We start from the raw sequence: 21,510 nt of genomic DNA, 5'->3' as shown, positions 1-21,510 counted from the left end.
AGTGATAAGTATCTGTTTAATAAATCCAAACTGGAGATAAATATGTTTGATAAGTCGGGTACGAAGCCTCCTCCGGCATCGCTTGAATCCATTGCTAACCAGTTTCGGCTGACTGGTTGGATTGGCTTCTGGTCGCAGATCGTTTTGGGTGTTGTTTCTGCCATAGTTTTATTGCTATTTGCCGTATTCAGTCAGCGAACTGGTAGTCCTAGTAACAATCCTGGGACTGGATTTGGTATTTTTCTCGCTGTCTGCGGCTTGATTGCCCTTGGCATGAGCGTCTACTGTGCTTTTCGATACACCAGACTAGGCAGACAACTTCGGTCATCTAATCCTGCTAACCGTCCGCGCAAAGTTTATACGATTCAAGTGATCAAATTTGCTTTAGTCGTTAACTTGGTAGGAATGCTCTTGAGCCTGTTTGGAGCTTATGCGATTATTGGGACTCTATTTGCTAGAGCCATATCACCCCAGGCGATCGCAACCGGAATATTCGATCCCAATCGGATTATTGGCGGATTGGACATATTAGCAGTGCAAGCAAACACGAACACCATTTTTGCTCACTTTCTGGGATTATCCAGCGCTTTATGGCTACTCAATCGGATTAATCGGAGTTAAGCGAGGAGTGAGGAGCAAGGAGTGAGGAGTGAGGGAAGAAGTGGGAGAATAGGAGATTTGGGGAGAGGGAGAAGAAATGGTATTTATTTTTCCCTTGTCTCCTGTCTGTTTTTTCCAATAATCCCTCGCTCCTCGCTCCTCACCCCTCACTCCCCACTCCTTACCGCTCGTGATAGTGTTGTAACCAGAACTAGAAGAAGCTAAACAGATCCGTGCTGGATATTAAGCAAATTAGAGAAAATCCCCAAACCGTGCAAGAACGGTTGCAGCGTCGTGGCGACTATGACTTGCAACCATTGTTGGAGTTAGACCGTCAACAGCGGGAATTAGAACAAGCGCGATCGCAACTCCAAGCCCGTAGTAACGAAATTGGTAAACTCGTCGGACAAAAAATTAAATCTGGTAGCAGTCCTGACTCTCCAGAAGTGCAAGATTTGCGAGAAGAAGGCAACACGATCAAAACTCGGTTGAGCGAACTCGAACCGCAAGAAAGAGAGCTAAAAGAACAAATCGAAACTTTCTTGCTAACAATTCCCAACTTACCAAGCGATTCTACTCCGATTGGCAAAAACGAAACAGAAAACATTGAAGTGCGGCGTTGGGGCGATGAGTATCTGCCCCAAAACGCGAACATTCTGCCCCATTGGGAAATTGGTGAAAAGCTAGGTCTGCTCAATTTCGAGCGATCGACAAAAATAGCTCAAAGCCGTTTTGTCAGTTTAATTGGTATTGGGGCGCAGTTGGAAAGAGCGTTAATTCAATTCATGCTCGATCGCCAAACCGCCGCAGGTTATGTAGAAATTATCCCACCCTTTTTGATTAATTCTCAATCCCTCACAGCCTCCGGTCAACTACCCAAATTTGCTGAAGAAAGCTTTAAGTGCGCCAATGACGATCTGTGGCTCAGTCCCACAGCTGAAGTTCCAATTACTAATTTCTATCGAGGGGAAATTTTAACAGCAGAAGATTTGCCAATTAATCACTGTGCTTATACGCCTTGCTTTCGCCGCGAAGCTGGTAGCTATGGTAGAGATACACGGGGACTGATTCGACTACACCAATTTAATAAAGTCGAATTATACAAATTCGTCCATCCCGACACCTCGGAACAAGAGCATCAAAAACTATTGCACGACGCAGAAGCGATCTTACAGGCATTACAACTGCCTTATAGAGTTCTAGAACTGTGTACAGGCGATCTTGGCTTTTCGTCTACAAAAACCTATGACTTAGAAGTATGGCTACCCTCATCAGAAAAATATCGAGAAATCTCCAGTTGTTCTAATTGCATGGATTTTCAAGCTCGCAGGGGGAGCATTCGGTTTAAGGAAGCAGGCAAAAAAGGAACCCAGTACGTCCATACTCTCAACGGTTCCGGCTTAGCTGTAGGTCGGACAATGGCAGCAATTTTAGAAAATTACCAGCAGCCAGATGGCACGATAAAAGTACCGGAGGTGTTGCAACCTTACTTAAGGCGAGAAGTCATTGGGGAGAGGTGAGGGAACAGCGATCGGTGACCAGTTATCTGTGGCTAGTTATCTGTGGCTAGTGGCTAGTGTCTTGAAGAATCTAACCACTAGCCACTAGTCACTAGTCACTAATTACCACGCACCACTCATTACAATGAAGAAATATGTAGCTAAATTTATCGAGAATTGATTCTATGTCAGTTTTGGCAGCGATCGCAGTCTTAGCCGTTTTAATTTTGGTACACGAGCTAGGACACTTTATAGCCGCACGGTCACAGGGTATTCATGTCAATCGTTTTTCCTTGGGCTTTGGACCGATTTTGTGGAAATATCAGGGACCGGAAACCGAATACGCGGTTCGTGCTTTTCCCTTGGGTGGTTTCGTGGGATTTCCTGACGACGATCCCGATAGTACGATTCCTCCTAATGACCCCAATCTTTTACGCAATCGCCCGATTCTCGATCGCGCAATTGTCATTAGTGCTGGGGTAATTGCCAACTTAATTTTTGCCTACTTGCTTTTGGTGACTCAAGTAGGAACTGTAGGCGTGCAAAAATTCGTCCCCGAACCTGGGGTACTCGTCCCTGTGGTGGCTACAGATGTGAGTTCTGTGGCTGCTAAGGCGGGCATTCAACCAGGAGATGTAATTTTAGCAATCGAGGGAAAGCGATTAGAGGCTGTTCCCGGGACTTTGGAATACGTCAAGCAGACGATCGCAACGCATCCCAACCAACCTTTAGAACTACAACTTCAACGGGGCGATCGAACTCTAGATTTAACTATTACGCCAGAACGCAGCCCTGAAGGTCAAGGACGGATCGGCGTTCAACTCAACCCCAACGGTAAACTAGAAACTCGCCGTGCTGCGAATATTCTGCAAGCTTTCAACGTGGGAGCAAACGAATTCCAAAAAATTGTCGTTCTCACGGGTCAGGGATTCGTCCAACTGATTAGTAACTTCAGCCAAACTGCCAACCAAGTTGCAGGACCAGTCAAAATTGTAGAGTTTGGCGCAAATATTGCCCAATCGAATCCAGCTAATTTACTTCAATTTGCCGCTTTAATCAGCATCAACCTTGCTATCATCAACATCTTGCCTCTACCAGCTCTAGATGGTGGTCAATTGGCGTTCTTATTTGTGGAAGGACTGCGCGGTAAGCCCCTACCGACTCGCATTCAAGACGGCGTAATGCAAACAGGGCTAATGCTATTGTTAGGATTGGGAATTTTCCTGATCGTGCGCGATACTGCTAACCTACCTTGGGTGCAAAAGTTCTTTCAGTGAACATAACTCGGAAGTGGGCATCGAAAAAACAACGGGCATTGGAAATTCTAGTGCGCCTGAAGCGGCTGTACCCCAATGCCCCTTGTACGCTCAATTATGCAACACCTGTTCAGCTTCTGGTTGCAACTATACTTTCAGCTCAGTGTACGGACGAGCGCGTGAACTTAGTCACGCCTGCTTTATTCGGGCAGTTTCCCGATGCTGAAGCACTAGCTAAGGCGGAACCAGTTGAGATTGAAAATCTCATCCGTTCGACAGGGTTCTATCGCAACAAAGCTAAGAACATTCAAGCCGCCTGCCGGATCTTGGTAGCGGAATATGGAGGACAAGTTCCTCCCAGCATGGAACAGCTTTTACGCTTGCCAGGAGTGGCGCGAAAAACGGCAAATGTGGTGCTGGCTCATGCCTTTGGGATTAATGCTGGAGTCACGGTAGATACCCACGTCAAACGCTTGAGCTATCGTTTAGGATTGACGAAAAATACAGATCCCATTCACATCGAGCGCGATTTGATTCGGTTGCTCCCCTCAGATGACTGGGAAAACTTTTCAATTCGGATTATTTATCACGGACGAGCTATTTGCAAAGCACGCAATCCTGCATGTCAGGCATGTTTGCTCTCCGATTTGTGTCCCTCAGCCGATCTGCCGTTATTAGACGAGATTCCCCCTAGTGTTTTGAGTGAGGAGTGAGGAGCGAGGAGTGAGGGAGACAAGGGAGAGGGGGGAGACAAGGGAACTGGGGGAGAGTCGCCCAGCTGAGGGAGAAAGAAATTTACAATCTCCACACCCTACACCTCACTAGCCACTAGCCACTAGCCACTAGCCACTGATAACTGATAACTGATAACTGATGAGATACAATGGAAAACGGTGTCTTTAGGGAACAATAGCTTTCAGCATTTATGGCTAAAAAGAGCATGATCGAGCGCGAGAAAAAGCGCCAAAAGATAGTTGCAAAGTATGCTGACAAACGTGAGGCATTACTTGAGGATTTTCACAACGCCGAATCTCAAGTCGAGAAACTAGAAATCCATCGGCAAATTCAACGCTTACCCCGCAGTAGCTCTCGCACCCGCCTCCACAATCGTTGCTGGGTTACGGGTCGTCCTAGAGGGTATTACAGAGACTTTGGGCTGTCTCGGAACGTGTTGAGAGAGTGGGCGCACGAAGGGCTATTACCAGGAGTCGTTAAGTCGAGCTGGTAGGTTTTATTGACCGCAACAGCGATCGATGCCCAAGCTATCTAGGAGCAGATCGCTGACTGCATTAGCAACAGCAAATTCGCTGTAAAAGCTTTTAGAAAAATCAAATTCTTGCATTTCTGTGACGATCGCGATCGCTAGTGAACCTAGATCGTTCTCTCCTTCCATTCGCTGCCGGACGAATATTTGAGCAGCGCGACGAGATATTTGTTGATTAGCTGGCTCTGGCAGAAATTCTGTATCGAGCCATTGTTGCAGGGCTGCTCGCAACCATTCCCCCTCTTGTAGAGGATCTTTAGCTGGTGGCAATGTGACTGGCGGAATTGGTTCAGCCATAACTAGGGGTGAGGAGCTAGGGGTTAGGAGCTAGGGGTTAGGAGCTAGGGGTTAGGAGCTAGGGGCTGGGGGCTAGGGTAAGAGAATTTAGTATATTATTCTATATTTTCGGTTCAGAATCAAAAGTATCAGTTATTAGTGACTAGTGGCTAGTGGCTGGACTCAATTCTTGTCACTAGCCACGCTTTCACTATCCACTCACCAATGACCAATGACCAAATATGACGTGTCTGCAATCGTAGAGGGATATGCCCAAGGCTATTTCCTGATGGCTGACGAGACAGGTGAAAATTTGAGTTGGTATTCTTGCAGCGATCGCACTTTCATTCCCTTGGATGAAAGATTTCATTATCCTAAGTCTTTACGGCGAGTTTTAAACTCTAACCGTTTTACTGTTGCCATTAATCGCGATTTCAAAGCTGTGGTAGCTGGATGTGCTAACCGCCAAACAACTTGGATTTCCTCTCAATTAAAAGAAATTTACTGGTTGCTCTATCAATCTGGTTATGCTTATAGTTTTGAAACTTGGCAAGGAGATGAATTAGCAGGAGGAATTTTAGGAATTGCGATTGGTGGTGCTTTTATCGGTGAGTCAATGTTTTATCACATCCCCGAAGCTTCTAAAGTCGCAATGGTGAGGTTAGTCGAAAGATTGCGCGATCGCCACTTTGTTTTCTTCGACGCTCAAATGATGAACCCTCACTTAGCAAGATTTGGGGCTTACACAGTCAGCGAGAAAGAATATCGTTCTTTACTCCGTCTCGCTTGGAAAAGCTCTTGTTCTTTCGCTTAAGCTTTATCAATCGAAAAAATACTTTTAGATAATTAGTGTGGTAATTTAGAATACTCGATTGAAAAAACTACCTGCTGTTGTATTTATGCTTGTGGAAAGAGGAAGCCTCTCTATTTCCTATTTAGGATTGAACTAATAATGAAAGTAAGGAAAAATAGATCGTGGCTTACAACAATGTAGAAGAATTACCGGCAGAAATTACCGAAAAGTTACCCCAACACGGACAGCAGATCTTTTTAGCCGCATTTAATGCCGCACAGTCAGATGGGATGAGTGAAGACGCTGCAACGAACGTTGCTTGGAACAGCGTTAGCCAAGAATACGAACAAGGGGAAGATGGTCAGTGGCATCAGAAACCAGAAGATCCCGCAGTACACGATAAGTCTACCGTATCTGGTGGTAATTAGTAGATAGTTTTAACATCCGATCCTAAGACTCAGCGATCGCAAAACTATTTAACACGAGCTGGCACGAATTTGAACAAAGCTCCGGTTAAGAAAACTAAGGTTAAGAAAACCCGCCCGTGCGGGTTTCTTCTATTTTTTAATCGTTTAGGATGGAATCGCAACTGCGAACCATCAGCCAAACAAGCGATCGCGTTCTGCTCGTAGCAAACCGTAACACTCGCACGCTGTCGCCTCTAAACCTTGGCGATCGCAAATTGTCATCTTACCGCGATTATATTGAAGTAAGCCTATTTTTTGCAGTTTTAATGCCACCTCTGTCACGCTAGCGCGGCGCACGCAAAGCATTTGAGCTAAAAACTCTTGGGTCAATTCAAATTTATCGTCTCTGGCACTATCGTGCATCATCAGCAACCAGCGACAGCATCGTTGTTCGACGGGATGGCGGCTGTTACAAGCAGATGTTTGAGCAATTTGGATTAGGAGCAGATTGATATACCGTTGTATCCAGAGCGATAGAGTATCGACTTGAGCGATCGCTTGCTTGAAGACATCGGCTCTCAGCCGTATTGCTTCCCCTGGAATTTGAACGATCGCCTTAAAGTTAGATATGTCGGTTCCCAAAAATAAGGGAATCCCTGCCATGCCATCGTTACCTACAACACCTACCTCTACGGCAGTACCGTCTGTCATAACGGTTAAGAGGGAAACTAAACAACTCGTTGGAAAATAGACATAAGGTATTCGCTCTTGTGGCTGAAACAAAACCTGCTTGAATGCCAAAGAAACAATTTCGAGATGAGATTGGAGGCTGCAATAGGCTTCTTGAGATAAAGCAGATAGTAAGCGATTGTTTAGATCCTTTTGATTAACTTTTCGATCGAGTTCAGATCCACTCATTGGCAGATGTCCTTAGCCATGTGTTTTTTATCAGGAAAAGGTATGGCACAGGACAGGGCAGTGTTTTTCCTCATTATATTTCTCACCGAGAAGTAAATCTTAACTCCTACTTAAGAATACCTACAAAATTAGTATAACAAGCCGTGTATGTACGTTATCGTACTTTGGTTTTTGTCAGCTTTGTGTACGATTTTGAAGTGAAAAGCTGAGCTATGCCTGTAACTCCAATTGCATGAAGTCAAAATATTATCGATTTATCGCTCCAATTCAATACGAGATCTTCATTCTTCATATTCGATATTGGCTACTATGTCAATGCTATTTCTTGGTAGAAGCAAGCTAGTAGTAAATAGCTCAAATATTTTGATTTTCCCCTCATTTTAATTTTCCTGCGACGCTCGATAGATGACAGTGCCGACATCCTCGAAACTAATGCTGGAGTGATGTCAAAACTTATCTTGCGCGATCGAAGCAGGTTAAACCCCAATTATTTTCAATTAAATCGATGGAGGAAGCTTTACGTGTCGGATTCTGAAGCTAACGAGCTTTATCGCAAAAATCACTTGCTGGCTGCTTTACCAACGGAGGAATACCAACGCCTACAACCTCACTTAGAAGTTGTCTGCTTATCTCATCGGCAGATTTTGCATGAAATTAACGAGCTAATCGAATACGTTTATTTTCCCACTCAGGCTTTAGTGTCTATGGTATCGCTGATGGAGGACGGAGCGACAATAGAAGTTGGTGTAGTGGGAAGAGATGGTATGGTGGGTTTACCAGTCTGCTGGGGAGGTGGCAGCGTCACAACTCAGGCGATCGTGCAGATTCCTGGTGAGGCGATCGGAATAACAGCCGATCGCCTCAAAGCCGAATTCGATCGCCACGGAGTGCTACACCGGCTCATACTGCTCTATACCCAAGCTTTGTTTACTCAAGTAGCTCAAACAGCTGCTTGTAACAGCCGCCACACTGTAGAGCAGCGCTTGGCGCGGTGGTTGCTATCAATTGAAGATCGAATTGAGTCCGAGCAATTGTTACTGACTCAAGAATTTATCGCTCAAATGTTAGGTATCCGCCGTTCTGGAGTGACTGTAGCGGCTACAGCTTTACAACAAGCGGGAATGATTCGATATTCTCGGGGCAAAATTGCTATAGTCGATCGCCAACTGCTGCAATCTAGTGCCTGCGAGTGTTACAAAGTCGTCAAAAATGAGTTCGATCGCTTGATACGTTTAACACATAATATTTAACACGCAATCCCAATCAATTCGCCGCTTCATTCACTGTTGAGATTGTGCGAGTCTACGTCCGCTATCGTACAGTCATTTTTTACCTCAGTAGATATACTACTTTAAGCATATCTATTCTCATAGCTGTAAACTTTGAATTTTTCAGAGTTATTTTATTGCTTAGTTGCATTCCTTCTAATGTCAACTAGCTTAACAGCAAAGTTTAACCAACACAAACGCTCCGATTGGAAGAATTCTGACAGATCGAGTTGACTTACCTCTCAAAAATTGTAATAGTCGAGCGCAACGCCGTTTAACTTGACTAAGCTGCTTCTATACATTTTGACTTATGAGTTTTCTTATGACCTCAGGAAACGAGCGCGACATCCAAAATCAGAAAGTTGCTAAGCTTTGGGGTAGTAGTTGGCAAAAACTCAGTCCTAAGCAGCGACAGTTGGTTGGAGACATCATGCAAGATGTCAAGATCGTGTCTATTGGCGATCCTCTGGAAGTAGAAGTTAGTAAAATGCCACCGCCAGATTTTGCCAACGTTACGCCAAGCGATCGCTCTACTTACTTTGGCGAGCATAGTTCTTCCGAGCCTCATTCCACTGATGTTTTCGCAATTACATGGCAATCGGTTCTAGAGAAAACTACAGATGCTTTGGTAGAAGAACAAAAGGATTTGAAGCAGCTTCAGTTTATCTTTCAAGAACTAGATTATCAAAAACTTACAAACAATACTATTAATGATATTAGTACGATTGTCAGACAGCCAGCAGATTTGGAGGCGATCGCAACACTTGAAGCCCAAACCGAGCTACTGAAAGAACTACTCGATAACTATTTTATTCAAGCGTTTTCATCTATAGCAAATTGCTGTGAAATATCTCTACAAAGCGATTTAGATGAGGCACTTAAAGATTTAGTTCAACAAGCACAAAATTTAGGGTTACTAGGATTGGGAGCTTTTACACTCGCAGCAAATTTACATCTATTGCTTTTACACGAAAAGGTGAAATCTTTCCCCCAAGAGCGGCAGAATTTCAACCGCATTCTCAATCATTATATAGCTTATGTCAAAAATACAATAAGGATAATATTTAGACTATCTGTAGGCAAAATTGATAAAGCTTGTACGTGTATAAAATATTATTCAAATTTTGATGAGAACCCAGAATATGAATGTCTATATTCTGATGGGAAAGACATTTATATTTTTCGCGATCGCAGCGAACGAGCAGGATATGAGTGTAACAAACACAGATTAAGAATGTTTCATTCTACGGTAGACCGGGTGATGCAATTCATAGTTCAACCTCTGCGATCGACAATTAAAGTCTGGGAAAAACTAGTAGTTCAGATGTCGCTTTCACCTATGTAGAGATACAAGTTGTAGTAGGGGCGCACAGCCGTGCGCCCCTACATGATGTATTGCACCACAATACAATCTCTATGCCTAAATCTTATTTCCGATGACTACCTAGCCACTTAGCCGCAGCGATACCCAATACGGCTGCTACTAGGGGATTGCTAAGGAACTTGATAATAGCTGGTTGTTCCGCCATGACTTCTTGGAAGATGTCTGGATGGTTGTGATATGCATAAGCAGCCAATTTGCTCACATCATCAGCACTCATACGGTTGGGATTGTGGGTAGAGAGTCCCAGTTGTCTTTCTAAATCGCGATCGTGTAAACCTTTCTTACTTAAATGCTTGAAGAAAGCCCGCGCCACATCATCCCGTTCGTTGGGTTTAATTTGGGCGATCGCTTTTTGCAATTCTGGCTCCATTTGCGCTGGAGGAATGCGCTCGTGCTGTAAAGAGTTACCGAACATTTGGCGGCGCTGATCGTATGACGATCTTTGAGCGAAATCGTCAAAGTTCTCGTACTCTTGTTCTGGATTATTTGAGGGATATGCGTCAAGGTTTTCCGTGTTACCTTGCGCTAGATCGCCCATGATTTCCCTTCTGTATTTGTCGCTGCTAGTCATAATTCCAATCTCCTTTTTTTAAACCGTTCACCTGTCATCAGCTAGTTTAAATAACTGTTTTATCAAGAGAGCGAGTTTATTAATATCTACTTTTATAAGTAAGAAGTTCGGGTGAACCCGCCCCTACAGTTATCGTTCATTTAACTAATGACAAAAAAATGACCCTATTTGTACTGAATCTGATTTGTTTGCACATCATATTGTGCTGTCAAAATCAGTTTTTTGTCAGGAGCGTACATTAAGACTGTCAAGTCCTGGTTAGGGAAGTTTTTATGAAACCCTTGTGCCAAAGATTTCGCTAATGGCTTCACTTCATTCGGACGAACATCCGGGGTAATAACTACGCCTAGCTTATTGTTGTCTCTTACATATGCGTCTTGAACCAGTCCTTTGCCTGTGCGAGTTACCCAAGTCCCAAAGTCTTGCCCGACTGGTGTATTCCCACGAGCAATTTGTCCGTAATCAGCACTGCGGCTAACTGTTGGTACGTTAGCATTGGGTTGCTTTGCTTGTACGCTGCTACTACAAGCAACTGTTGTTGTCAGTAAGAAAATGGCTGAAAGAACGATCGCAATTCTACGAAAGTGCTGCATGAAATTCACTTCCGTTTCCTCCCTAAAATTATTGATGTCAATTCCGTTTTTGAAAAAATTGAGGAAGGTAAAATTTCACACTCTCACTTATTTTACCTTCCGATTTTCTAAAGTTTGATTAGAGGTTCTTCTTCACTTCATCTTTTACGTCTTCAGCAGCATGACGTGTTTGTCCTTCTGCTTGCTTAGCTTTGCCTTCTGCTTTATCTTCAGGATCGCCTGTAATATTTCCTAAAGCTTCTTGGGCTTTTCCTTCAATATTTTTAGCAGTAGCTTTTGCTCTATCTTCTGCGCTCATGCTATTTCTCCTTGTGAATTCAAATTAGCTTCTAAGTTGAGTGCCAACTTGAGAGAGCTTTTGTCTCTACACTGAACAATTTATCTGAAAATAATAGTTTTAGCCTTCTGCCACAAGACTGATTCGAGTTCTCTATAAAAAGAAAGAGATAAAGCTTAGTAAGTCAAAAGTCAAAAGTCAAAAGTTAAAAGTTAAGAATTACTATCGCAAATGACAAATGACGAATGACCGATAAAAAAACCTAGCTGTATTAAACAACTAGGTTTATAAAGGCACGATTAGATTTTGATTTCTTAATCGATATAACCCATTAAATATGGATAGTTGTCGATTTCATTAGAAGCAATTGGACGCATTCCAGAAGATACATAAGTGGTGGAGAAATCAAAGGCATCTTCGGCAATGGGGCGATCGCCCATTAAGGGAATAATGTTGGAGTATTTGAACTGGTCTGCCATAATCGGACGCAATCCAGCTGAGTTGATTGTATCCACAATCTCTAAATGATTTGCCTCAATCGGGCGAATACCAGAGATGTTAACAGTGTCGAATGTATCAAAATCGGTAGCCATGATGGGGCGAATCCCATGCATGTTCACTTCTTCTCGCACCACTAAACTGCTTGCGGCGATCGGGCGCAGTCCTGCCACGTTGACAACACTACCAGCCAGTGGCTTACCATCGGCGGATACACTCAAAGCCGAACTTTCGATCTCGCCAGTCACCACTTGATTCTCAGCCTTAGACTCGGTACTCTTGGCACGCGGTCTGCGGCTGGTGGAACCGTTACCATTTTTTCTCGCATTACTGGCATTAGTCATAATCGCAAACCTCTAAGTTTCTATCGAGCAATAGCAAATAGCCAGAGAAAATTCCGAGTGGTTTTTATCGGTTAATTACTGCTATCTGAGTTTAACGTTAAAAAAGATTATATAGTTATAGGTATCTTAACGGAATAAACATAGAAAAACTTAAATATGTTAAGATAAATGAAGGTCATTGGTCATTAGTTGTTAGTTGAGCGTTGTTAGTTGTTAGTTGTTGGCAAGATATCACTAATAACTGGTCACCGGTCACTGGTCACTGATAACTACTCCCTTCTTCATGATGCAATTTAGCCTTCAAGCGCCGTTTGCACCTACAGGCGATCAACCGTCGGCGATCGCTCAACTTGTAAAGTCCATTCAAGCCGGACATCGTTACCAAACTTTACTTGGAGCTACGGGAACGGGTAAGACCTTTACAATGGCTGCGGTTATTGAAAAGATTGGCAAGCCAACACTGGTACTCGCTCATAATAAAACCCTTGCTGCCCAACTTTGTAACGAGTTGAGAGAGTTTTTCCCAAACAATGCGGTGGAGTACTTTGTCAGTTACTACGATTACTACCAACCAGAAGCCTACATCCCCGTCACCGATACATTTATTGAAAAAAGCGCTTCGATCAACGACGAGATCGATATGCTACGCCACTCCGCCACGCGATCGCTCTTTGAACGGCGAGACGCGATCGTCGTTGCTTCCATCAGTTGTATTTACGGCTTGGGAATGCCAGCCGAATACCTCCGCGCCTCGATTCCCTTACAAGTGGGAATGGAAGTGAATCAGCGGGAAATTTTACGCAGCTTAGCATCCGTACAGTACAACCGCAACGATGTAGAAATGGGACGGGGAAAATTTCGCGTACGGGGTGACGTATTAGAAATTGGACCCGCTTACGAAGACCGAATTGTCAGAGTAGAATTTTTTGGAGACGAGATCGACGCGATTCGATATGTCGATCCGGTGACGGGGGAAATCCTTCAGAGTTTGGAAGCGTTGAATATTTACCCAGCGCGACACTTTGTCACTCCAGAAGACCAGTTAGAATTTGCACTGGAAGCGATCGCGGCAGAACTAAAACAGCGTAAAGCCGAATTAGAAGCAGAGAATAAGTTACTAGAAGCACAACGCATTGACCAGCGGACGCGCTATGACTTAGAAATGTTGCGTGAAGTCGGCTACTGTAATGGCGTAGAAAACTATTCCCGTCACCTAGCGGGAAGACAAGCAGGGGAACCGCCAGAGTGTTTGATCGATTATTTCCCGAACGATTGGCTGTTGGTAGTAGATGAGTCTCACGTTACCGTACCCCAAATTCGGGGGATGTACAACGGCGATCGCGCCCGTAAGTTAGTCTTGATCGATCACGGTTTCCGCCTACCCAGCGCCGCTGACAACCGCCCGTTAAAATCAGAAGAATTTTGGGCAAAGGTGAACCAGTGCGTCTTTGTCTCCGCAACTCCTGGGAATTGGGAATTAGAGGTTTCAGAGGGACGAGTAGTAGAACAAGTGATTCGTCCTACAGGTGTAGTCGATCCAGAAATTTTCGTCCGTCCTACCGAGGGGCAAATTGACGATCTTTTAGGTGAAATTAAACAGCGGGTGGATCGGCGCGAACGGACGCTGGTAACAACCCTGACAAAGCGAATGGCAGAAGACCTGACAGAATATCTTCAAGACCACGGGATTCGCGTCCGCTACCTCCACTCCGAGATTAATTCGATCGAACGGATCGAGATTTTACAAGATTTGCGCGAAGGTAGTTTTGATGTCTTGGTAGGAGTGAACCTGTTGCGGGAAGGATTGGACTTACCCGAAGTCTCGCTAGTGGCAATTTTAGACGCAGATAAAGAAGGTTTCTTGCGGGCAGAGCGATCGCTAATTCAAACTATCGGTAGGGCAGCCAGAAACGTGCGGGGACAGGCGATTTTGTACGCCGATAACCTCACAGATAGCATGGCAAAGGCGATCTCGGAAACAGAACGACGACGGGCAATTCAAATCGAATATAACGAAAAGCACGGGATTACGCCCCAGCAGATCGTGAAAAAATCGAGTAACGCGATTTTATCCTTCTTAGCCGTGTCGCGTCGTTTAAACGCCCAAGAATTAGAAACTGTTTACGAACAAGCCAGCGATTTACCCTTAGAACAGATTCCAGAATTAATTACCCAACTGGAAGCACAGATGAAAGAAGCAGCAAAAAATCTAGAATTTGAAGAGGCAGCAAAATATCGCGATCGCATCAAGCATTTGCGGGATAAATTGCTGGGACATTAAATCAGTGGCTAGTGGCTAGTGACTAGTGACTAGATAAAGAATCCAGCTACTAGCTACCAGCCACTAGCCACTCACCAACTACCAATTACCAACTACCTTGCAATTGAAAGTCATAGTTATCGGCGGTGGGGCGGCGGGTTTTTTTAGCGCGATCGCCTGTGCTGAAAACCATCCCCACACGCAAGTTACTTTACTAGAAGCTGGTCGTCAACCATTGACAAAAGTATTGATTTCTGGCGGGGGACGCTGTAATGTCACCCATGCTTGTTTCGACCCAGCTGCACTAGTCCAAAATTACCCTAGAGGTGGGAAAGCCTTGCGGGGTGCATTCACTCGGTTTCAAAGTCAAGATACTGTCGATTGGTTTACTCGTCGCGGCGTACAGTTAAAAACTGAAGCAGACGGGCGGATGTTTCCCATCACCGATAATTCCGAAACCATCATCGAATGTCTGATCCATGCAGCTGCAAAAGCTGGCGTGAAGATAAGGAATAACGCGCCAGTGGCTGCTGTGTCGTATGTCGGGAGTCGGGAAGAAGGACAAGGGGACAAGGGGACAAGGGGACAAGGGGACAAGGGAGACAAGGGAGACAAGGGGGACAACTACCAACTACCCATTACCAATTCCCCATTACCCATTACCCATTACCCCAAATTTGAAGTCGAACTCAAATCTGGTGAAGTCCTAGAATGCGATCGCCTGCTATTAGCGACGGGTAGTAATGTGGCGGGTTATCGCATAGCGCGATCGCTGGGACATCAAATTGAGCCGCCAGTCCCGTCTTTGTTTACTTTCAATGTTTTGGATAAGAGTTTGCGAGAGTTGGCAGGGGTAAGCATGAACCCCGTGCATCTACGATTGCTGACGGATAGCAAGACAAAATTAGAACAAACGGGGGCGTTGCTAATTACCCATTGGGGTTTAAGCGGTCCCGCCGTCCTCAAACTTTCTGCGTGGGGGGCAAGGGCATTGCATGACTGTCATTATCAAGCGAAATTATTGGTTAACTGGCTGCCAGAATTGGATCGGGAAACGCTGCGATCGCAAATTCTCTCCGTCAAAACAGCACAACCAAAAAAAGCGATCGCTTCTTATCGTGGCGTGAATGTGTTGCCGCACCGTCTGTGGCAATACATAATTGTACGGGCGGGAATTGCGCCAGAAGACCGCTGGGCGGGAATCTCTAATAAGGAGATCGATCGCCTGATCCAAGAAATTGCTCAAGCTGAATACCTCATCCAAGGCAAAGGAGCCTTCAAAGAAGAGTTTGTTACCTGTGGTGGAGTCAATTTGAAAGAAGTTGACTTTAAAACCATGCAAAGTAAACTCGTCCCAGGGCTTTACTTTGCTGGCGAAATCCTCGATATTGATGGCGTAACTGGAGGCTTCAACTTTCAAAGTGCCTGGACAACTGCATGGTTGGCTGGACAAGCGATGGGAATTCGGAATTCGGAATTCGGAATTTGGAATTAGTTCAGTACTCGCTATTCTCTGATTAGGATTGATGATGAAACTTCTTGCATGAACCGCAGTAATTGCATTAAATGTAGGGGCGAGTTCACCAAAAAAATCGGCTCTTGACACGAATTTCAGGTAAACTCGCCCTAACGAGCCGTGCAAGCGTTCTGAGGATGAAGCGAACATGAAATTTAGCGAAATTGTCAGCAAATTGGGTGAGGCGGCTAGCAATAACAGCCTTGCTGCTAACCCAGACTGCGATCCAGAAATTACGGGTGTAGCCGCAGTCGATCGAGCAACGGCTGGAAATATCAGCTACATTGATGGAGACAAATTTGCTGCTTACATTCATGAAACTGGCGCTAGCGCCTTGATTTTGCCTCAAGATGAAACTTTAAAGGAACAAGCGCAACACCGGGGAATTGCGTGGATCTCCACGTCTCAACCCAGATTGATGTTTGCTCAGACGCTGGCATTGTTCTATCAACCCTATCGTCCCAAACCAGCGATTCATCCTACGGCTGTGATTCATCCTTCGGTACAGTTAGGTGCGGATGTAGCAATTGGGGCGCATGTTGCGATCGAAGCTGGTGGAAAAATTGGCGATCGCGTTTGTATTCATCCTAATGTCGTGATTTATCCAGATGTAGAAATTGGCGATCGCACGGTGTTACACGCTAACTGTACAATCCAAGAACGCAGTCGGATCGGCGCTGATTGCACGATCCATAGCGGCGTTGTCATTGGTGCAGAAGGGTTTGGCTTCGTGCCTACGGCAACTGGTTGGTTCAAAATGGAACAGTCTGGCTTTGTGGTGCTAGAAGAGGGCGTAGAAGTAGGATGTAATAGCACGATCGATCGTCCTGCTGTAGGAGAAACCCGCATCGGTCGCAATACCAAACTCGATAATCTGGTACACATCGGTCACGGTTGCAAAATTGGTGCTAACTGTGCGATGGCGGCGCAAGTTGGTTTAGCGGGAGGAGTGGAACTTGGAAATGGCGTGATTCTCGGCGGACAAGTGGGAATTGCCAATGAAGTCAAAATGGGAAATGGGGCGATCGCTTCGGCTAAAACCGGAATTTATCACAACGTTAAACCGAAAGATATTGTTTCTGGTTATCCTGCTGTTCCCCACAAAATCTATCTCAAAAACTCGGCTATTTACAAGCGATTGCCAGAAATGTATGAATTTTTCAAGCAGAAAATGAAAGAAAAATAACTTCAGATTTGTGTACGGGCAGGTATAGCAGATAGATTGACAGCCCTCTCTAGAGATTTTGGCTCAAAACCTGCCCCTACGACTATACGGGCGGGTTTAGCTGAGAGATTGACCTTCTTCCTAAATTGTCGGTCAAAACCCGCCCCTATGACCTACCTTTTAAATGTTTGCCGAGACAACCATTGCACGAACCCAGGGAACACATTATATGCAGCTTGAGCGAAATTTGCAGAACCAACCACGACTTCAGCCCTTTGGTGTTTAACTCCATCCCAAATTGCTTTCGCTACATCTTCCGGCTTTTCCACAAAAGGGGTATGTAGTATTTCTTCTAACTGTTGTCGGCGCGATTGGGCATCTGCTTCATCATGACCGGTAAAAATTGCCCGTTCTGTAAAACTGGTTTTAATAATGTTGGGATAAATGCCGCAGACGTGAATTCCTTTAGGCTTAAGTTCTGAATGCATGGCTGCTGTCATGCCAGCAATGCCGAATTTAGTGGCAGTGTAGGGAGCTAGGTAAGGAATTGGTACTTTACCCCCAATCGAACTGATATTGACGATCGCGCCTTGTCTGCGTGCCAGCATGTGCGGTAAAACGCTGTGGATTGTATGAACGTAGCCGCAGAGGTTGGTATCGATTGTATGATGCCACTCTTCTAGGGAAAAGCTTTCTACCGGACCTGAGACGTATATTCCGGCATTGTTGATCAGGACATCAATCGCGCCATAATGTTCTAGTGCTTTGTCGATCAGATTTTTTACTTGGTCTGGATCTCTAACATCTGTAGGGACTACCAAGGCTTGGCGATCTAGTTTTTGGATATCCTCTGCTACAACCGCGAGGCGATCTCTATGTCGCGCAGCCAGCACGAGATCGTAACCTTTGCTGGCAAAAAGCAAAGCAGTTGCTTCGCCGATTCCTTGGGATGCGCCTGTAATCAGTGCTATTGGAGCCATACCGAAAGTAAACTATCACTAGTATCTATTACTTGGCTATTCGTGTTTTATTACCTCCCTCTGTTGGCAGAATTCGCGAATGAGTCAAGAAAAAGATTTTTATGTCGCGCAAAGCCGCAAAGACGCGAAGTGTTTTTGTGGAGAAAGTTAAGGTTAAGAGAAGTTAAGAAGAGGGTTTATGTGTTTTTAAATGACGATTTTTTAGAATACTAAGATGTTTAAAATATTGGTTGATTATGAGATTTACTCCGCTCGAACAAATCGATAGCAATTTTCTCAGAAATATTAAAATAATTGCTACTGATATGGATGGAACTCTGACGCAAAAAGGGAAGTTTACGTCAGATTTATTGCTGATGTTTGAAAAGTTGGCTGTATCGGATCTCCAAGTTTTGATTGTGACTGGACGTTCGGCTGGATGGGTGAGTGGATTAGTCAATTATTTACCAATTGCTGGAGCGATCGCGGAAAATGGCGGTTTGTTTTATCCAGCGAAAAATGAAGAGGCAATCGCGCTTACATCCATTTCTAATAGATTAGAACATCGACAAGAATTAGCAGCAGTTTTTCAAAAACTCCAACAATCTTTTCCTCAAATTTGCGAGTCCAGCGACAATTGCTTTCGGATTACTGATTGGACTTTTGATGTACGAGGATTAAGTGCAGAACAATTAGAGCGACTCAGTAGTCTTTGTCAGGAATTAGGTTTGGGCTTTACTTACAGCAACGTTCAATGTCATATTAAGCCACTCAATCAAGATAAAGCAACTGGCTTAATGCAGGTTTTACAAGATTACTTTCAATGTCTGCCAGAACAGGTGTTAACTGTTGGTGATAGTCCTAACGATGAGAGTTTATTTAATCCTCAGTATTTTCCCTTTTCTGTCGGAGTTGCAAATGCGCTTGAGTATGCAAATCATTTAAGCTACCAGCCTGCTTATATTACAAAAGCAAGTGAAGGACAAGGATTTTGTGAGGCATGTAGGAAAATTCTCAGGGTTTCAGGTAAATTGAGTAACTAAAGTTTCAAACTTCAATGCGAAAATATCTGTATAATGCTGGAGATTTTTCTTGTATTTGAGAGCAATTTTGAAGGAAGTTATTCGAGCGATGATTCTCAGTTTTTTACTTCAAAATTCTGCAATCTAGCTCTGGACAACTCGCTCAACTACAAAATTAATAATGCCTGCAACTAACGTCAATACAATTGAGCCTAGCAAACCTGGTAACAATCCCGCGACAGTAAAACCAGGTGACAAAACGCTGGCAATCCAAATGCTTATCCCATTGACGACAAATAGAAATAATCCTAAAGTCAAGATTGTGAGTGGTAGAGTTAACACGATCAAAATCGGTCTGATGACAGCATTAACTAAACCAATAACAACTGCTGCAATTAAAGCTGCGGTAAAGTTCGTGACTATAAAGCCATTGACAATGTTTGCCGTAATTAGTAAGGAAACTGCGGTCACGAGCCAAGTCAACAGGAAATGTATCATGGTAGTTTCTACTGAAATGACAAGATGATATTCTTCCTTATTTAATACATACCACAGTGGTGTTTGTCTGTTATAAATCTGCCACTCTCTAGCTGCTAATGTTAGGCAATTGGCTGGAGAGTATGGGTTGTGGCTTCTGCCCTCTGTTCTCTACCCTCTGTCTTTCAGAGTGAATGCGATAAGCTGAAAAGAGTAGCATTGAGATCTCACATGGTATTTTTGCGGCAACTGGCAGGATTATGTATCGCGATCGCTCTATTCGTGATTTGGGCTTTACCTGCCCAAGCTTTAGATTATCCGCCACCGCTCTCCTACAGCAATGCAGAGCTGACAGGTAAAGACTTTTCGAGACAAATTTTAAGAGCCGCAGAGTTTTCTAATGCCAATATGGAGCAGGTTAATTTTACTGATGCTGACTTGCGCGGGGCAATTATGAGTGCTTCAGTGATGACACAGGCAAACTTGCACGGTGCAGATTTGAGTATTGCTATGGTCGACCAGGTAAAAATGACTGGAGCCGATCTGAGCGATGCTGTATTGCAAGAAGCCCTTTTACTCCGTACTATCTTTACTGGTGTTGATATTACAGGTGCAGATTTTAGCGACGCGATTTTAGACGGGGCGCAGGTGAAAGAATTGTGCCAACGAGCAAGTGGAATTAACTCAAAAACAGGTATTGCAACTCGCGAATCTTTGGGGTGTCAATGAAGCGTGTCGGTGTTATTGGTGGCGGACAGTTAGCCTGGATGATGGCTGATGGAGCCAAGAAGTTAGGGATCGAACTGGTAGTACAAACACCAAATAAGAGCGATCCAGCAGTAGCGATCGCCACAGAAACAATTATCGCCGCGATCGACGATGCCGAAGCAACAAAAGTCCTAGCTGAAGATTGCGAGATCGTGACTTTTGAAAATGAATTCGTCAACATAACCGCTTTATCAACTTTAGTCGAGCAAGGAGCCTGCTTTCGTCCTGGGCTAAATGTCTTATCTCACATTCTCGATAAATACGAGCAACGCTGCTATTTACAGCAAATTGGTTTACCTGTTCCCAAGTTTATCGCTTTAGAAGAATCAAATGTAGGGGAGCATAGCTATGCTCTCCTACAAAAGTTTCCTGTCGTACTCAAAGCTCGTCGTCACGGATATGACGGACAAGGGACTTTTATTATTAAGGATGCGGAGACTTTACAAGAAAAACTATCTGCATCTCGACATCCAGAGAAACAGTCTCAGTATCTATTAGAAGAATTTATCCCTTTCGATCGCGAATTGGCAGTTATCGCCGCTCGTTCCGTTACAGGTGAGATAGCAATTTATCCCATTGTCGAGACGCAGCAGCAAGAGCAAGTTTGTCGGCGGGTATTTGCCCCTGCGGATCTTAGTGCAGAATTAGTTCAAGACATCGAAGCGATCGCCCGCACGTTTTTAGAAAGTCTACAAGCTGTTGGTATATTTGGGATCGAATTATTCCTCACCTCAGAAGGTAAGGTATTGGTCAATGAAATTGCTCCCCGCACGCATAATTCTGGACATTTTACCCTAGATGCTTGTGAAGTCTCGCAATTTGAACAACATCTTCGCGCTATCTGCGGCTTACCATTGGGAAATCCTACCCTCCGTAGTGCTGGGGCGTTGATGGTAAATTTATTAGGCTATGAAACTGCTTCTGGGCGCGACTATCTCGCCCAACGCCAACAAATCGCCCAAATTCCTCAAGCATACCTTCGCTGGTACGGCAAAACTGCATCTCGCCCAGGACGCAAGCTAGGACACGTCACCGTATTATTAGACGATCGCAACCGTCACAAAGCAGAGGCGATCGCCCAACAGATTGAATCCATTTGGTATTCAGTCAGCAGTTATCAGTGACCAGTGGTAAGTGGGGTAATGGGTAATGGGTAATGGGTAATGGGTAATGGGTAGTTGGTAGTTGCTTCCTTGTCCCCCTTGTCCCCCTTGTCCCCCTTGTCTCCCTTGTCCCCCTTGTCCCCTTGTCCCCCTTGTCCCCCTTGTCCCCCTTGTCCCCCTTGTCCCCCTTGTCTCCCTTGTCTCCCTTGTCCCCCTTGTCCCCCTCTTCCCGACTCCCTCTTCCCTCTTCCCGACTCCCGCGTGCTTGTCGATTCTCACTAAAAAGTTATAA

Annotated in this window: 26 protein-coding genes; 16 read left to right on the top strand and 10 right to left on the bottom strand. The window is 44.6% G+C overall.

All coding sequences use genetic code 11. From position 1 onward, the window contains the following. The first annotated feature begins 42 nt into the window (after positions 1 to 42). Positions 43 to 621 (top strand): DUF3611 family protein, encoded by a 579-nt coding sequence (locus CHRO_RS07380; protein WP_015153572.1) that lies wholly within the window; start codon positions 43 to 45, stop codon positions 619 to 621. Here CHRO_RS07380 and CHRO_RS31780 read toward each other — a convergent pair. Next, positions 595 to 771, bottom strand: a complete 177-nt coding sequence (locus tag CHRO_RS31780) for a hypothetical protein (RefSeq protein ID WP_181824288.1) — start codon at positions 769 to 771, stop codon at positions 595 to 597. The genes CHRO_RS07380 and CHRO_RS31780 overlap by 27 nt on opposite strands. Before the next feature lie 62 nt (positions 772 to 833). On the opposite strand from CHRO_RS31780, the gene serS reads away from it, so the two are divergent. From serS to rpsN, 5 genes are all read left to right on the top strand, one after another. After that, positions 834 to 2,120 carry a serine--tRNA ligase gene (serS, locus tag CHRO_RS07375; RefSeq protein ID WP_015153571.1) on the top strand — a complete coding sequence of 429 codons (1,287 nt, stop codon included), beginning with the start codon at positions 834 to 836 and terminating at the stop codon, positions 2,118 to 2,120. Between the two features lie 164 nt (positions 2,121 to 2,284). Further along, positions 2,285 to 3,376 (top strand): RIP metalloprotease RseP, encoded by a 1,092-nt coding sequence (rseP, locus tag CHRO_RS07370; RefSeq protein WP_015153570.1) that lies wholly within the window; start codon positions 2,285 to 2,287, stop codon positions 3,374 to 3,376. Further along, positions 3,373 to 4,068, top strand: coding sequence for an endonuclease III (nth, locus tag CHRO_RS07365; RefSeq protein ID WP_015153569.1), 696 nt, complete (start codon positions 3,373 to 3,375; stop codon positions 4,066 to 4,068). The genes rseP and nth overlap by 4 nt, the downstream gene beginning before the upstream one ends. Beyond that, entirely contained in the window at positions 4,058 to 4,180 is a 123-nt protein-coding gene (locus CHRO_RS34255; RefSeq protein WP_281168630.1) for a hypothetical protein, read from the top strand. Before nth ends, CHRO_RS34255 begins: the two co-directional genes overlap by 11 nt. A 100-nt stretch (positions 4,181 to 4,280) precedes the next feature. After that, positions 4,281 to 4,583 carry a 30S ribosomal protein S14 gene (gene rpsN, locus CHRO_RS07360; protein ID WP_015153568.1) on the top strand — a complete coding sequence of 101 codons (303 nt, stop codon included), beginning with the start codon at positions 4,281 to 4,283 and terminating at the stop codon, positions 4,581 to 4,583. A gap of 3 nt (positions 4,584 to 4,586) precedes the next feature. On the opposite strand, the gene CHRO_RS07355 is transcribed toward rpsN, so the two are convergent. Further along, the gene (locus CHRO_RS07355) at positions 4,587 to 4,916 is read right to left on the bottom strand and encodes a hypothetical protein (protein WP_015153567.1); all 330 of its coding nucleotides are present in this window, start codon (positions 4,914 to 4,916) and stop codon (positions 4,587 to 4,589) included. 211 nt (positions 4,917 to 5,127) lie between these two features. Between CHRO_RS07355 and aat the strand changes: the two genes are divergently transcribed. Together aat and CHRO_RS07345 are read left to right on the top strand one after the other, a co-directional pair. After that, positions 5,128 to 5,709, top strand: a complete 582-nt coding sequence (gene aat / locus CHRO_RS07350; protein WP_015153566.1) for a leucyl/phenylalanyl-tRNA--protein transferase — start codon at positions 5,128 to 5,130, stop codon at positions 5,707 to 5,709. Positions 5,710 to 5,870: 161 nt separating this feature from the next. Further along, positions 5,871 to 6,116: a ChaB family protein gene (locus CHRO_RS07345; RefSeq protein ID WP_015153565.1), complete on the top strand. Its 246-nt coding sequence runs from the start codon at positions 5,871 to 5,873 to the stop codon at positions 6,114 to 6,116. A 171-nt stretch (positions 6,117 to 6,287) separates the two neighbouring features. On the opposite strand, the gene CHRO_RS07340 is transcribed toward CHRO_RS07345, so the two are convergent. Next, complete coding sequence (locus tag CHRO_RS07340) at positions 6,288 to 7,013, bottom strand: Crp/Fnr family transcriptional regulator (RefSeq protein ID WP_015153564.1); 726 nt, start codon at positions 7,011 to 7,013, stop codon at positions 6,288 to 6,290. Positions 7,014 to 7,534: 521 nt separating this feature from the next. On the opposite strand from CHRO_RS07340, the gene CHRO_RS07335 reads away from it, so the two are divergent. Both CHRO_RS07335 and CHRO_RS07330 read left to right on the top strand, forming a co-directional pair. Next, positions 7,535 to 8,263 (top strand): Crp/Fnr family transcriptional regulator, encoded by a 729-nt coding sequence (locus tag CHRO_RS07335; protein ID WP_015153563.1) that lies wholly within the window; start codon positions 7,535 to 7,537, stop codon positions 8,261 to 8,263. A gap of 328 nt (positions 8,264 to 8,591) precedes the next feature. Beyond that, the gene (locus tag CHRO_RS07330; RefSeq protein ID WP_181824287.1) at positions 8,592 to 9,626 is read left to right on the top strand and encodes a hypothetical protein; all 1,035 of its coding nucleotides are present in this window, start codon (positions 8,592 to 8,594) and stop codon (positions 9,624 to 9,626) included. An 82-nt stretch (positions 9,627 to 9,708) separates the two neighbouring features. On the opposite strand, the gene CHRO_RS07325 is transcribed toward CHRO_RS07330, so the two are convergent. The 4 genes from CHRO_RS07325 to CHRO_RS07310 all read right to left on the bottom strand — a co-directional run bounded on the left by CHRO_RS07325 (position 9,709) and on the right by CHRO_RS07310 (position 11,948). Beyond that, positions 9,709 to 10,236, bottom strand: a complete 528-nt coding sequence (locus CHRO_RS07325; protein ID WP_015153561.1) for a hypothetical protein — start codon at positions 10,234 to 10,236, stop codon at positions 9,709 to 9,711. Between the two features lie 164 nt (positions 10,237 to 10,400). Further along, positions 10,401 to 10,829, bottom strand: a complete 429-nt coding sequence (locus CHRO_RS07320; protein WP_015153560.1) for a hypothetical protein — start codon at positions 10,827 to 10,829, stop codon at positions 10,401 to 10,403. Between the two features lie 118 nt (positions 10,830 to 10,947). Continuing rightward, entirely contained in the window at positions 10,948 to 11,127 is a 180-nt protein-coding gene (locus CHRO_RS07315) for a CsbD family protein (protein WP_015153559.1), read from the bottom strand. A 293-nt stretch (positions 11,128 to 11,420) separates the two neighbouring features. Further along, positions 11,421 to 11,948: a hypothetical protein gene (locus CHRO_RS07310; RefSeq protein ID WP_015153558.1), complete on the bottom strand. Its 528-nt coding sequence runs from the start codon at positions 11,946 to 11,948 to the stop codon at positions 11,421 to 11,423. A gap of 283 nt (positions 11,949 to 12,231) precedes the next feature. Here CHRO_RS07310 and uvrB point away from each other — a divergent pair, with 283 nt between their 5' ends. The 3 genes from uvrB to lpxD all read left to right on the top strand — a co-directional run bounded on the left by uvrB (position 12,232) and on the right by lpxD (position 16,910). Continuing rightward, on the top strand, positions 12,232 to 14,229 hold the full coding sequence (gene uvrB, locus CHRO_RS07305; protein WP_015153557.1) for an excinuclease ABC subunit UvrB: 1,998 nt from the start codon (positions 12,232 to 12,234) through the stop codon (positions 14,227 to 14,229). A 97-nt stretch (positions 14,230 to 14,326) separates the two neighbouring features. Next, positions 14,327 to 15,703: a BaiN/RdsA family NAD(P)/FAD-dependent oxidoreductase gene (locus CHRO_RS07300; protein WP_015153556.1), complete on the top strand. Its 1,377-nt coding sequence runs from the start codon at positions 14,327 to 14,329 to the stop codon at positions 15,701 to 15,703. Between the two features lie 169 nt (positions 15,704 to 15,872). After that, entirely contained in the window at positions 15,873 to 16,910 is a 1,038-nt protein-coding gene (gene lpxD / locus CHRO_RS07295) for a UDP-3-O-(3-hydroxymyristoyl)glucosamine N-acyltransferase (protein WP_015153555.1), read from the top strand. A 152-nt stretch (positions 16,911 to 17,062) separates the two neighbouring features. Here the strand turns inward: lpxD and CHRO_RS07290 are convergent, their stop codons facing one another. Further along, entirely contained in the window at positions 17,063 to 17,869 is an 807-nt protein-coding gene (locus CHRO_RS07290; RefSeq protein WP_015153554.1) for an SDR family NAD(P)-dependent oxidoreductase, read from the bottom strand. Between the two features lie 236 nt (positions 17,870 to 18,105). Here CHRO_RS07290 and CHRO_RS07285 point away from each other — a divergent pair, with 236 nt between their 5' ends. Then, positions 18,106 to 18,891 carry an HAD family hydrolase gene (locus CHRO_RS07285; protein WP_015153553.1) on the top strand — a complete coding sequence of 262 codons (786 nt, stop codon included), beginning with the start codon at positions 18,106 to 18,108 and terminating at the stop codon, positions 18,889 to 18,891. 123 nt (positions 18,892 to 19,014) lie between these two features. On the opposite strand, the gene CHRO_RS07280 is transcribed toward CHRO_RS07285, so the two are convergent. Next, a complete protein-coding gene (locus tag CHRO_RS07280; RefSeq protein WP_015153552.1) occupies positions 19,015 to 19,368 on the bottom strand; it encodes a phage holin family protein in 354 nt (117 codons plus the stop codon). Between the two features lie 210 nt (positions 19,369 to 19,578). Here CHRO_RS07280 and CHRO_RS07275 point away from each other — a divergent pair, with 210 nt between their 5' ends. Both CHRO_RS07275 and CHRO_RS07270 read left to right on the top strand, forming a co-directional pair. Beyond that, the gene (locus CHRO_RS07275) at positions 19,579 to 20,076 is read left to right on the top strand and encodes a pentapeptide repeat-containing protein (protein WP_041462395.1); all 498 of its coding nucleotides are present in this window, start codon (positions 19,579 to 19,581) and stop codon (positions 20,074 to 20,076) included. Further along, positions 20,073 to 21,239, top strand: a complete 1,167-nt coding sequence (locus CHRO_RS07270) for a 5-(carboxyamino)imidazole ribonucleotide synthase (protein WP_015153550.1) — start codon at positions 20,073 to 20,075, stop codon at positions 21,237 to 21,239. The genes CHRO_RS07275 and CHRO_RS07270 overlap by 4 nt, the downstream gene beginning before the upstream one ends. On the opposite strand, the gene CHRO_RS31775 is transcribed toward CHRO_RS07270, so the two are convergent. Further along, the gene (locus CHRO_RS31775; RefSeq protein ID WP_219336099.1) at positions 21,219 to 21,497 is read right to left on the bottom strand and encodes a hypothetical protein; all 279 of its coding nucleotides are present in this window, start codon (positions 21,495 to 21,497) and stop codon (positions 21,219 to 21,221) included. The two genes, CHRO_RS07270 and CHRO_RS31775, sit on opposite strands and share 21 nt — an antisense overlap. Positions 21,498 to 21,510 lie beyond the last annotated feature (13 nt).

The sequence above is a fragment of the Chroococcidiopsis thermalis PCC 7203 genome, from assembly GCF_000317125.1.
Lineage (GTDB): Bacteria > Cyanobacteriota > Cyanobacteriia > Cyanobacteriales > Chroococcidiopsidaceae > Chroococcidiopsis > Chroococcidiopsis thermalis.
This window is presented reverse-complemented; position numbering and strand designations above follow the sequence as displayed.